At 44.4% G+C, this 12,089-nt stretch carries 13 protein-coding genes and 1 tRNA gene; 11 read left to right on the top strand and 3 right to left on the bottom strand.

Annotation, left to right across the window (positions count from 1 at the left end):
- Together ACLWBB_RS12120 and ACLWBB_RS12115 are read right to left on the bottom strand one after the other, a co-directional pair.
- Positions 1-1,053, bottom strand: coding sequence for a rod shape-determining protein (locus ACLWBB_RS12120; RefSeq protein WP_413287785.1), 1,053 nt, complete (start codon positions 1,051-1,053; stop codon positions 1-3).
- A 1-nt stretch (position 1,054) separates the two neighbouring features.
- Complete coding sequence (locus ACLWBB_RS12115) at positions 1,055-1,669, bottom strand: hypothetical protein (RefSeq protein ID WP_413287784.1); 615 nt, start codon at positions 1,667-1,669, stop codon at positions 1,055-1,057.
- Positions 1,670-1,754: 85 nt separating this feature from the next.
- On the opposite strand from ACLWBB_RS12115, the gene ACLWBB_RS12110 reads away from it, so the two are divergent.
- The 5 genes from ACLWBB_RS12110 (at position 1,755) to ACLWBB_RS12090 (ending at position 6,341) form a co-directional block, all read left to right on the top strand.
- Positions 1,755-2,522 carry a glycosyltransferase family 2 protein gene (locus ACLWBB_RS12110; protein ID WP_413287783.1) on the top strand — a complete coding sequence of 256 codons (768 nt, stop codon included), beginning with the start codon at positions 1,755-1,757 and terminating at the stop codon, positions 2,520-2,522.
- Positions 2,519-3,481 carry a hypothetical protein gene (locus ACLWBB_RS12105; protein WP_413287782.1) on the top strand — a complete coding sequence of 321 codons (963 nt, stop codon included), beginning with the start codon at positions 2,519-2,521 and terminating at the stop codon, positions 3,479-3,481. Before ACLWBB_RS12110 ends, ACLWBB_RS12105 begins: the two co-directional genes overlap by 4 nt.
- A 128-nt stretch (positions 3,482-3,609) precedes the next feature.
- A tRNA-His gene (locus tag ACLWBB_RS12100) sits at positions 3,610-3,686 on the top strand.
- Between the two features lie 207 nt (positions 3,687-3,893).
- Entirely contained in the window at positions 3,894-4,886 is a 993-nt protein-coding gene (locus ACLWBB_RS12095; RefSeq protein ID WP_413287781.1) for a potassium channel family protein, read from the top strand.
- A 336-nt stretch (positions 4,887-5,222) separates the two neighbouring features.
- The gene (locus ACLWBB_RS12090; RefSeq protein ID WP_413287780.1) at positions 5,223-6,341 is read left to right on the top strand and encodes a hypothetical protein; all 1,119 of its coding nucleotides are present in this window, start codon (positions 5,223-5,225) and stop codon (positions 6,339-6,341) included.
- 365 nt (positions 6,342-6,706) lie between these two features.
- On the opposite strand, the gene ACLWBB_RS12085 is transcribed toward ACLWBB_RS12090, so the two are convergent.
- Positions 6,707-6,979, bottom strand: coding sequence for a hypothetical protein (locus ACLWBB_RS12085; protein WP_413287779.1), 273 nt, complete (start codon positions 6,977-6,979; stop codon positions 6,707-6,709).
- A gap of 104 nt (positions 6,980-7,083) precedes the next feature.
- Here ACLWBB_RS12085 and ACLWBB_RS12080 point away from each other — a divergent pair, with 104 nt between their 5' ends.
- The 6 genes from ACLWBB_RS12080 (at position 7,084) to ACLWBB_RS12055 (ending at position 12,017) form a co-directional block, all read left to right on the top strand.
- The gene (locus ACLWBB_RS12080) at positions 7,084-7,755 is read left to right on the top strand and encodes a hypothetical protein (RefSeq protein WP_413287778.1); all 672 of its coding nucleotides are present in this window, start codon (positions 7,084-7,086) and stop codon (positions 7,753-7,755) included.
- 99 nt (positions 7,756-7,854) lie between these two features.
- The gene (locus ACLWBB_RS12075; protein WP_413287777.1) at positions 7,855-8,346 is read left to right on the top strand and encodes a hypothetical protein; all 492 of its coding nucleotides are present in this window, start codon (positions 7,855-7,857) and stop codon (positions 8,344-8,346) included.
- Positions 8,347-8,442: 96 nt separating this feature from the next.
- The gene (locus ACLWBB_RS12070; RefSeq protein ID WP_413287776.1) at positions 8,443-8,772 is read left to right on the top strand and encodes a hypothetical protein; all 330 of its coding nucleotides are present in this window, start codon (positions 8,443-8,445) and stop codon (positions 8,770-8,772) included.
- A 114-nt stretch (positions 8,773-8,886) separates the two neighbouring features.
- The gene (locus tag ACLWBB_RS12065; RefSeq protein ID WP_413287775.1) at positions 8,887-11,094 is read left to right on the top strand and encodes a hypothetical protein; all 2,208 of its coding nucleotides are present in this window, start codon (positions 8,887-8,889) and stop codon (positions 11,092-11,094) included.
- A 107-nt stretch (positions 11,095-11,201) separates the two neighbouring features.
- A complete protein-coding gene (locus tag ACLWBB_RS12060) occupies positions 11,202-11,624 on the top strand; it encodes a hypothetical protein (protein ID WP_413287774.1) in 423 nt (140 codons plus the stop codon).
- A gap of 153 nt (positions 11,625-11,777) precedes the next feature.
- A complete protein-coding gene (locus ACLWBB_RS12055) occupies positions 11,778-12,017 on the top strand; it encodes a hypothetical protein (protein WP_413287773.1) in 240 nt (79 codons plus the stop codon).
- Positions 12,018-12,089 lie beyond the last annotated feature (72 nt).

Here is a 12,089-nt window from a genome sequence, read left to right as displayed (position 1 = left end):
TTAGATCTCGAGCTGGATTTTTTCTAGAAGCTCGGGATCTGTTAGAACTGCTTCGCCACCTTTGGCAATGGCAGTCAGTGGGCTTTCAGCCACGCGCACTTCAAGGCGTACTTCGTTTTGAATGCGCAAATCAAGATTGCGAATCAAAGCACCACCACCAGCCAAAGTGATTCCGTTTTCAATGATGTCGGAAACAAGTTCGGGCGGAGTGTTTTCCAAAGCGCGGTGAATAGCATCGATGATCTCTTGAATGCAGTCATTCATCGCAAGACCGATGTCTTCTGAAGAAACCTCGATCGTACGAGAAAGGCCACTCTCGGTATCGCGACCAGTGACGGTCGCGTTTGAGATGTCTTTCTTAGGAACCGCCGTGCCGATAGAAACTTTCAAGTACTCTGCAGTGGCCTCTGAAATGATCAAGTTTTTATAGCGTTTGAAATAGTCAGCAATCGCTTCGTCAAGCTTGTGTCCGCCTACGCGGCAAGCTTGGCAATACACGATATCAGCAAGGGCGATGACAGCAACTTCTGTTGTGCCACCGCCGATGTCGATGACCATGTTACCTTTAGCAGCTTTCACAGGAATGCCTGCGCCAATTGCAGCCGCCATTGGTTCATCGATCAAAAACACTTGCTTAGCGCCAGCCCATTTACAGGCTTCAACAACCGCGCGCTTTTCAACGTCAGTAACTCCGTAAGGCAACGACACAACAACACGAGGGCGAGAAAACACGGATTTAACACCGGGCTTACTCAAGAAGTGACGAAGCATAGTTTGTGTTGTCTCGAAGTCAGCGATAACGCCGTCGCGGATTGGTTTTTGTGCAATGATATTGCCTGCAGTTTTTGCAAGCTTCTCTTGAGCATCAATTCCGACACCCATGATTTTCTTTTTGCCGGGGCTTGGCTGAGTGTAAGCGATCAGTGAAGGCTCGTTCAGAATAATACCCTTACCGCGAGCGGCGATAAGAGTGTTGGCTGTACCAAGATCTACGTAGATATCAGCGGCAGCATTAGCATCAGATTTAGTCAGCCAAGAAAAAAGCTCCAACATACTATTCAAAGAGTCCTTTACTAGAATCAAACGGGAAGGTCACAGTGCCCGAGATGTATGAATAAGAATCATTCAATTCGAAGCCAGCTTCAAGGCCAAAAAACATTTTTGGGATCTCAGGCGTTTTGTATTCTGTTCCGAACATGATTTGGGAACCAGTGAAGTTCTTCTCTTTGGTGCTAGTAAAGTCCAAGGCAACGGCCGCATACGGGATGAAAAGGCCGTTTTCAGTGTCGACCTTTTTGCTGAAGATCGGGGCTACTTGCAAAGTCAGGACGTTTTCGCTGGAATTGCGGGCATAAAAGGCACCACCGCGAAAACCGATTCCTGGTTGGTTATCGACGTCTGGGAACGGAACGTATTTGAAAGTTGCTCCAACGTTGAAATCAATCACGCCCGCACCTAACCACAAACGGGTAGAAGTCGAGTCCGACATCGGCGCATCAAAAAACACCGTGGCATTAGCTCCGCCACCTTCGTTGGTGAGGAACTGAGGTTCAAAACCCAACTGGTAGTTGGTAGCTGCCGGGATTTCAGCGGATTCGCTGATGGTCAGGTAAGCCATGGCAGAAGATGATACAAGCAGTGTGCCGAGAAGAAATGCTAAGAGTCTCATAGAAGCTCCCTTTGTTGTTTAAAGTGAAATGTTAACGACTCGACTTATGTTTGACAAGACATTGAAGTGTTGGGACTTTTAAATAATGTCAGTGAAGTTACCAATCAGTCTTGTAGTTGTGACCCTAAACGAAGAAGCCAACATTGAACGTTGCTTGAAGTCTGTGCCATTTGCCTCGGATACCGTGGTGGTGGACAGTTTTTCGACGGATCGCACTGTTGAAATTGCTCAAAAACTGGGCGCAAACGTCGTCCAAGAAAAATGGCGTGGCTTCGGTCCGCAGAAGGCTTTTGCTGTTTCTCAGGCCAAGAATGATTGGGTGATTTGTTTGGATGCAGACGAGGCTTTAAGCCCCGAACTTCAAGCAGAGATTCAAGCCAAATTCCAAGATCTGCAGGCGACTGTGGGGTACGAGCTTCCGCGCCGAAGCTTCCATTTAGGTCGTTGGATCAACCATGGCGGTTGGTATCCGGATGCTCAGTTGCGCCTTTTTAATCGACAGCATTCGCAGTGGTCTAACGATGTCTTGCATGAAAAAGTTCAAGTGAAGCATAAAGAACGTTTGAAGCATGACCTGCTTCATTGGGTCTTTAGTAGTTTAAGTGTTCAAGTGATCACCAATGATAAGTACTCCACACTGGGAGCCGAGAGTTTGGCAAAGTCTGGGAAGACCTCTTCTTTGTTAAAGCTCATTTTTAGGCCGTGGGGAAAGTTCATGGAGTGCTACTTCATTAAGCTTGGCTTTTTGGATGGTCTTCCTGGATTTATTATTGCGGTTGGGGCTGCGTACTCGATGTTTCTTCGTTATGCGAAACTTTGGGAAATGGAAATGAAGAAAAGGACCAATTCGTGAGAACTTTAAGTTTTACTTTAGCTTTTTCGCTATTCATTTTGGGCCTTCAAGGCGCGTGGGCCGCACCAAAATACCCGTTTGTGGTGGAAACTCATGGCCGGGTTCTTTGGAGTAACAAGAACGACGACGAGGGAAAGTTAAAGCCAAAGCAGGTTTTGATTGAAAAAGCGACCCTTGAGACCGAGGCAAAGTCCACAGTGGTGGTCCAGATCGATGCCCATCGACGTGTGACCCTTTCGCCGAATAGCCGGATCGAAATGCCATCTATCAGCTGGGAAACGGGTGAAGCCCCGGTCATTCTTTTGAAGTTCGGCCAGATCCGTTGGAGGGAAGAGGCCGGGAAGAAGTACAACATCGCTTTGCGTTCGGACCTGTTTGAGTTCCTGACCCCGGTGGGGGATTTTGTTTTTAACTATGACCCGAAGAAAGCTTTGGCGGAAGTGAAGGCGATTCAGGGAACGATGGAGTTCTCGGCGATGAATGCCGAGGATGTGGCGTTGGTCACTGCCGGTCAGAAGGTAAGTTTTCAAGGTGTGCGTGAGGGCGACGAGATCGTTTACGACGTTCTTTTAAAGGGTAAAAAAATCCCGCGTGGAAAATTGAGCGCAGTTGATGCGTTTACTGCGGATGAGAAGAAGCTGTATTCAGAGGCCGAGGCTAAAAAAGAAGCTGCAGCAGTTCGTAAGAAAGAGGCTGCAGAGGCAAAAGCCAAAGAGCGCGTAAGAGGTGCGGACGAGATCTGCGAGAAGCCTTTTGCAAAGCTTAATCAGTGTGCGTGGACTTGTGAAAACAACCCTAAAAACGAGAAGAAAGTCTGCCGTTTGGAGCAGCCGGAAGTGCGTTGTGTGCGCCGTCGTTGCAACGCCAACGGGGAGTGGGCTGAGGCTGCCGAGGTCCCTGGGGAAAAGGCGAAAAGCCTTTGTGGGATTCAGCCAAACGTGAAGGCTTGTGATTACTAACTAAGCATTTCTTGTGTAAAATCAGCGCTTTGGGCCCCGGCCGGGGGCCTAATCAGGTTAAATTTTGCCCCATAATTTTATTTGCACTTTGCGCCGCAAAGTCATATAAAGGTGACCTCTTTTCTGTGGTGACTATAGCTCAGTTGGTTAGAGCATCGGATTGTGATTCCGAGGGTCGCGGGTTCAAGTCCCGTTAGTCACCCCAATTTCTTCTTCCGCCAATGTGGCGATACCAAAACCGAGTCTTTGAACTCGGGTTTTTTTTGCCTAAATTCGAAAATAACAAATCTAGCGAAGTTCGTAAGAATTTTGTACGTGTGGAATTATTTACTCTCGGTTCCAGCAAAAGACCAAATTGACAATAAAAGCAAAGTTAAGTTCAAGTGCCTTTTTTGGATTAGCGGAGAATATCATGAAGAAAAATATCGGTCTTTTTCTTGTTCCATTGTTGGTTTGGATAGGTTGTGGTTCTATTTATTACATCGCAAAGGCAGATTTTTCTTTAGTCGATGTTAATAGGCCAAAAAATTTAGATCTTTTTCTTAAGAATTTTTTTTCTGGCGTGTGTGTAAATGCTTGGCAACCAGATATGCACTATGTTGAATCGATAAGTCGTGGGTGTTCCTACCACTATGTTCCTCCGGCTTTAGTGGTTGGATATAGCATTTTATATATGGCAGGAGACTCTGGTAATGAATTTAGATTTTCATTTGATTCCTATTCTAATCGTGTACTCAAGGTCAAGTATGTTGTAGGACCGCTTTTTCCGAGCCCTCTGGGATTTGATGAAAGGCAAGAGTCCGGAGTTATGACTATGGATCTATCGAGATATGAGAATCCTGGTGATGATATCCTTGTGCAGTTTTTGCCGCACATTCCGTTAGGGGGGCATTTAGTTAAGTCTATTAATGAACAACCACCATTTGATGAGATTTCTAGGAAAAAGAGAAGTGGCTGGGGGACGACTCTTGTGTACAAGCTGCTTAGTCTTGTGGATCCAGAGAGAGGAAGCTCGACCATGACTTTTGGACGAGAGCAAGCCTACTTCCTGACGACCTCATATAATAAGTTGTATTTAGATTTGAGAGCATATTTCGAGAGTGGTTCTATGAAGCATTTTGGGTATTCAGATTTTTTATATTTTAGCGCCGCGATTCTTACGTCTTCTGCTCTCGGAGACATGGCGCCTGTGTCGTTTTGGATGAAAATACTTGTATCCCTTGAAAGTCTTTTTGGGATTATTTGGTTAGGAGTCGTGGCGGGGTGGGCGCTCGAAAACTGGGGCAAAGGCCTAAAATTGCCTTTGAGAAGAGGAAGTACTTATAAACCGCAAAGTTCACTTTTATGGCATGGACATCACATAACGGGTAAGCAAAGACATCCAAAGCATTTAGGCAAAATATGATTAAGAAAATTCTATTGGTATTTGTAGCAGCTTGTCTCATCTGTTTTTTAGGTGTTGTAGGATTCTTTTTGTGGCTCATGGCGGTCCTCAAGATCAGTGTCTCGATTCTTGTGGATGTTGGGATTACAGTACGAAGGTTTGTCGAAAAAATGAGCCCAACGCTCAAGAACTCTGTGATAAAAGTTTAGGACGTTAAAAGGCATCCATTTGCAGGCATCGAGGCCGAAGGCGCAACCGAGAAACTTAAAACCTCGCCTCCCGATGAAGTCGTGGGTCGCGTTGTTAAATTATCTCTTAGGATTTGCATCAAAATATATTTAGTCAGATACTAATGCAATGGCGGGAAAGATCAAAGACCGAACAGAAACAGAAGCAACTGCAACTGAATCAAACTGGAAGTGGGTTGCATTTTGGACCTCATTTATTGCAATTCCTGGAGCTTTCTTTGGAAGCATGCTTTGGCAGAACTACCAAGACAGCAAGGCGAACAGTAGAGAAATATATAAGCTTTGGACAACTTTGCAGAAAGCCAATGAAATCCTTGATGAGGGAAATAAGGGGCCAGACTCAGATAATGAAAAAGCACTAAAAGCGATAAGCGCAATCGAAAAAGAAAAACATCCTAAGACTTGGAATAAGTACGTCGCGGGTACTGAGGGAGATTTCGATAGATTCTTAACAAGAGTTACAACTGTAGTTAAGGACAGGCATCCGCTTATATATGAAACTGTCGGATTGAAGCAGGAAAGCGATAGATACATAGCTAAGAGCGACATTGACAGTAGTTGGCAAATTGAATCTTTTCCCGCAGGCCTTGCCGGTCTTGCTTACAACACGGCCAAAGTCAATTCGATGGGCCAACCGGTTTCAGCCTTTCCTTTTGCTAGCATTAGTAGGTGGACCCTTGTCACAAAGGGAAGCCATTCGAAATCTTCGCTACCTACGCTTGATCTCTCCGACAAAGAAGTGCGCAGCCAACTTTCCGAGCTAGCAAACAAAGAATCGTCTAAAGAATTGGCTGCACTCGCCTTGAAGACTAAAGGCGTTCTCGTGCCGGAATTTACAACGGACCAAGATTTACAGAATTGCTTTGAGACAAGTGAAGGTCTCGTTGAAATTAACTATCAGGATCCCAAGTGTAAAACTTCAGCTGAGAACTATCTTGTGGCGGCTAAAGCAAAAGCAATCTTCGAGAGGGATTCGGGTGCGGTCTGCGGAGCAGCACTCATTCGACTAAAAGGTATGTCGGTTGATATAGATCCTTGCCTAGCACCTGGGTCAGCTATCGCGGCTTCTGGATGCCAGCGATCGATAGAGGCCTATATTCGAAAAATGACCAAACAGCCAGATGGCCATGAAGACACACACCGGAACTACCTTCTGCAGCACTGTAAAGACGAGATAGGCAGTCTAAAAAAACAGCAACGTGCCCTTTTTGAAGGTCCATCTAAATAGGTTAATGGATGACCAGTGTCTGAATCTCAGCTAAGTTGGCGTCTTATTAGGGCTAGCTACGAGCACTCCCTTTTTTTTCTTCCCTTAAATGTTAGATTTTAGCTGATTAAGCAGTTCCTTAGCACGGAAACGTACTGTCTTGTTGGTCACAACGAATCCAATTACGACTGCGGCAAATATATCAAGCAGTAAAACAAAGAACGAAAATTCATACACAGTTTGGTGAATGAGCCAAATTAGGGGAATTAGCACCAGCGCTAATAGTGCTGGAAATAAAATAACTAAAGCGGTCCAAAGTAAAATTCCAGATACGCTAACTAAAAGAAATTTTAAAACTGAAAGCACCCTTTTCATAAAGCAGGCACTTACTTTCTATACCCAGAGTATTCATGAAAGTAGCGATGAAGTCCTTCAGCGATCATGCGAGTTTTTTCTGTGTCTCCTGTCATTTCCATGCGGTCTTGAAGGATTGTATTTAAGTGTTTTTCAATGTCATCTACGCTCCCACCTTGAGTAAGTAGAGTGTAGATGGGACCAGCATATGAGTCGTATTCATTCAATGGAGATCCCACTTGAGCCAAATCTTCAATGACTCCGATCGGATCCCAAACTTGGAGATAGCGTCTAATGGTTTCCATTGCTTCTTTCATTTTAATAGATGAAAATTAAAACGTGTTTAAGTCAATTTTTATATTTTTAGTTTCATAACTGTAAAGAGGCTCTTGAGGCATAGGACACTTGGGTGAAAAAGGTATTTTCTTGGCTGAATAAATTAGTTCATTTTTTGTTTTTAGCGGGCGGCTTTTATTTTATTTTCTCCGGGATTTTATACTTAGTCTGGTTGGAGGGGTTAAACTATTGGGGTTGGGCGAAGTTCGATCCCAATACTGCAGAACTAATAAACAGTAAGTGGGAAATACGAGTTCCAGCAATAGTTTTGAGTATGCTACTAGCATGGTTCTTACAAAGTAAGATTAAGAAACCTTGGGCGCTGGGTTTTTTAGTATTTTCATTTTTATTCTCTTTGCTCCTTAGTTTAGGAGCTATTGGTCCTCGGAAGTTTCTGTATCGTGTGCCAGAGCGATTGATTATTTTGGATAAAATATATGGCAAGCGGATAGATGGTTGCGCTATTTTTAAAGTTGGAATGCATAGGGATGAGTTTAATATTGTATTGAAACAGTCGGGGCATTTACTTGGTGGTGATGATCCTATAGCAAATGTAGACAATAGATTCTATTCTATTTCTTGGACTCCGGATCCGCCAATAGAGCCTTCCGTGGGGCTCGATAATGTTTATCGAAGCGTTTACTTCGATCGAAAATCAGAAAGGATTGTAGAAATCCATTGTTTTGATGGCACATGGTTAAAAAATAAAGATGCTGAACCTCTCACCGCGCAGGAATATAGGTGAGAATTGTCTAAAACTAACTTTACAGTTCATTCTGCCAAATTTTTTGTCCTTCTCGCGTTTCTAGCTGCGTGTATGCACAATGATTTAAAAGAGGTAAAGATGGATCCTAATGACCGTAGAAGCCGCTTTGAAGTAGAACAGGAATATAATCGTCAAGAGCAGGCAAAGAAAAAAGAATTACTTACGCAGTCATCGCTTGGTGTGTATTCGGTTCCAGACTCCTGCCAGTCATTTAGTGCCGCCAATTTAATATTTCCTTATGCTTGCACGCATGAGTGGGTTGTCACTTTACAATTGCAATGTAAACTCACTAGCGATGGGGCGATGCCAGACTTTTTTGTGCCTTTAAAATATAAAAACGTTGAGATAGACACTGACAACGCTAGTCTGAAAGAAGAAACGAAGCAAAAGTTCCCGGTGTCAATGCAGACAGACAGTGAGGGTACTCTTAAATTTGCTTTCGTGAGCAGTGGAATTCACCCTTTTAACCTCATCCTAAAACGTAATGGCATCGCGGTTCGATTGACTGAAGATATGACGAAGGCACCCATCTTAATGGGCTTTGATTTTTGCGGCCCTAAAAAGCAGTAGTATGCTCAAATAGCATAATAAGTTAATTTCTATGCACTGGAGCGTGGTGGCGTAGTTCTGTATAAACCCTGATGTCATTAACATTGAGGAGTTTGTATGAAGAATGTTTTATTTGCCGTGGTTCTTTTGGCTTCTAGTTTGAGTTTTGCGACTGATAACTTGAAATGTTTTGATCAAGCAGAAAAAGAAGGCGCGAAAGTTGAAGAGATTTCGGTTCAAGAATTTCACGAGCAGTTTTCTGTGGTTTGGGTTTGCAGACTTAAGAAAAATCCAAAAATCGAGCTTTATCGGTTCAGCGATGGCGGCACTGTCGTAGATGTTTCCGTGAAGTCTGTTAGCAGTGGTTGCCAAACTCGTGCTGTTGAAGTCAGCCAAGATGATCAAGATGGGCCTCTCGATGGTGACAACAGCCTTTGCCTTCCATAGACCACCTGGTTTCTGCGGCAGTTTTCAGTTTATGAAACCATGTTGCCGCAGAAATCCCGATAGCTGCCCTTAGGTCCTGTATAAAAGCTTTTAGAGGGTTGCTACTATAAAAACATGAGCAAAAACAAATGGGTCTTCGGTCTTACGAGCGGCTTTGCTGCATGTCTTGGTGTTTTCTATTTTTACTCCTCTTCAGTTCCATCCGGTTCCTATGAAATGGCCTCAGGCGCTTACGGATCGATGGACAAAGCTAAAACAGTTTTTACCTCGCAGATGAATAAAAGCCTCAGTTCTCAGGGGGTGTTGGATCGTAAAATGTTGACGAGCATGATTACGGCTTACAACAATCAGAATGCTCCTGCGGGCTCTGGTGTGGATCCTTTGGATCATTTTATTTCAGCGCTTCCCGAAAACTATCGCTTTCATTTTACTCTTGTCCATCGCAGTTTCAGTCCTCAGAAATCAACGCCTTCAGCACCTCGGGTGATTCTTTTTGGGCCTGATGCCAAAGTACTTATGGCCTTTAATAGCACCGAGCCCGTCATTGAACTCATCGAGTGGAATGACGAGAAAACGCAGTGGGATTTTTCAGAACTGACCTTTCAAGAAAATAAAATCATCCGTGACAACAATCCTGCAAAATGTGTGATGTGCCACGCGGGGACCCCAAAACCTTTGGATATCAAGAATGCGCCTCTTTATAAGAACGCGCTTAAACCGATTTTCCCGCAGTATCCGTTCTGGCCAGGATTTTACGGCAGCGTGAACGACATTGTCGGTCTTAAAAAGCCAGGCTCTCGCGACACGATTATGCTGAACCTCAAAGATACGAAGGAGCAGGTAAGAGGCCTGACCTTTGATTCGACCGAAGAACTCTTTCGTCTCAGCAAGCTTTTAGAAACAAATCCAAAATACACCCAACTTATTCAAGAAGAGCTGCAAGTTCACCAAGAGCACTTTGAAAACTTCATCAGCGGTATTAAAAGCCGCGCACGCTATCGTCACTTAGTGACACTGAAAGACTTTTACCAGCGCGAAAACCAAGCACTTCCGCCATATCTAGAAGCCGCGCCATTTCGTCGCACCTTTGACAAAGAGTATGGTCATTATCTTTTGCGACCGAATTTCTATTTGTCATCACTGCTGACATTCCGTCAGGCGCAGGTCATTGCTAAAGAAATTCAAAAAAGTCCTATTTACGCTGACATTAAACATTCCCTGATTGCCCGAAAATACAATTGCGGATCGGTGAGCGTGAATGGATTGAAAATTCAAGAGCTGGATCCAAGCTTTGATTTGCTCTATCCCAATCAGGCGACCCAGGACTCTCGTGATAAGCAGTATCTGTTAGCTTATCAGTACAACTTAGTTGCAGCCGCGAAAGGTGGGGCGGCTGCACTACCTTTGCACGCCTGGAACTTAGAGGGCAATGAGGACATCGCAAGCTATCACTATGGTAACGTGTATTCGGACTTGAACGAGGTTGTGTTATGGAATCTTGCGACCTCTGCGTTTCCAACACTGAAAAGTTCCAATGCTAGAAGTGCCGCTGAAGAGCGCCACTTTGAAATGCCAGCCGGTGCCTACTTCAAGCAGTACTTAGAAGAGGCCAAAGGTTTTGTCTCGCGCATGGGCCAAAAGGAAATAAACTTTGCAGGGAAGTCCAATTCTTATTACGACTCGGCAACTCGCTTTAAAGCGCTTCCGGTTTCCGCATATTGTGATAGCACCTTCATTCCAGCTGCGAAAAAAGAAATGGAAAAATTAGCAGAACAAAAAAAGGTAAACAAATTGCCTCACCAAGCATATGCGCTGGATTCGCGTTTGTATTCGTTAGCCGAGATTATTCCAGCTAACGAGCGCGCCGGGCTTAATGCCACGAAAATGGCTTGTATGGGCTGTCATGCTTCTTCGCAAGAAATGAAAGAGTCCGCAGGGATTCAGCCCCAGTTGAACGTAGACTGGTACTCGAACGGATATTCGCAAGATTTGCACAGCAGGATTCAAAGTGTAGCGCATCCGCAAGCTCAGCCTCGAGAGTATAAAGAACTTCTCTTAGAGATTCTGTCAGAGGCGGTGTTGCCAGTGCCTTATGGCAATCGCATGCCTTATGGGCGTCGTCCGATGGAAGACTTCGCAGAAAAATGCGAAAGACTGATTATTGAAAATGCGTATAAGAGTTCCGGCCCACCAAAAATGAGTGAGCTTGTAAACTGCGGCAAAGAGTCCGATCCTCAGTCCTTTGGGTGTCGCTGCAAAAAACTCAATCAGCTACAGCATGTTCTTTACAAAGAACTTTATAAAGAACCCGCGACGAAGTGATAAAGACGAGAGGTTTTTGTCATGAAACCATAGCTTGCTGGTGTGGTACCCCTTCGTTAGCATGAGCTATGATTTACTTTTTGAAACTCTTGTTTGTATTCGTAGTAATGGCAGCATCCGAAGATGCGCAAGTGGGAAATATCCACATGTCTATCTCTGAGAATTGCCGGATAACTTTTGCTAACTCACAAAACCAAAAAGCTGAGTGGCAGTTCCCAGCCTCGGGCCCCTGTTACTTTGCTAAAGATCGCAAAGGCAAAGCGAAAATCTATCAGCATATCAAGAACAACTCGCCCGAAGCGCCAAGACTTGTGCTGACTCATTCCTCAAAGCAAATCTCGCAAAGGGATTGTGAAGGGCAAAGTGTAGGGATCGTGGTGAAAGACGACAAAGTTTTGGTCTCTCTTCCGCCTTATATGAAGTACTCGATGTGCATTGGACCTCGAGATGGTGTGGATGAGAAAAATTATTCTTATTACTGGTTCACTGTCCTTGAAGATGGAAATAATTCCGAAGTTTCGTTTCAATAAAGTCATTATCAAGATGCATTAATGTGTTTTTTGAAAAGTGAAAAACATGTTTTCTTCCGTTTCTGTAAAGAGAAAGATTTTCTCGATGAAACTTAGAGTAGGATGTGAGCACAAGTCAGCCAAAGGCTTAGCTTGAGAATAGGAGATAACTTTATGGCGAATCAAAATCCAAACAAAGAGCAATCGCAAACGCAAAAACCAGGGTCTAATCAAGACATGGGCAAAGAACAACGCAGAGAAGATACAACGACTCAAAAACCAAGCGGCGGTACTACAGGTACTGAAGGCAAGCCTCAACAAGGCGGCGGTGGTAACCGTAACCAAGATCAAGAAAGAGACGTCGGTTCTCGTCGGGAAGACAGAGACAAATCCGGTGGCTCACGCCAAGAGTAAAAGAAAGTCAGCTTTATTGATTTTCATGAAGCGCCCCAGATCCTGGGGCGTGTTACTCAGTCTGGCTAAAAA

It is taken from the genome of Bdellovibrio sp. HCB337 (genome assembly GCF_047302465.1).
GTDB lineage: Bacteria > Bdellovibrionota > Bdellovibrionia > Bdellovibrionales > Bdellovibrionaceae > JACMRP01.
Note: the sequence above shows the minus strand (reverse complement) of the source record. Positions and strands in the feature narration are given on the sequence as shown.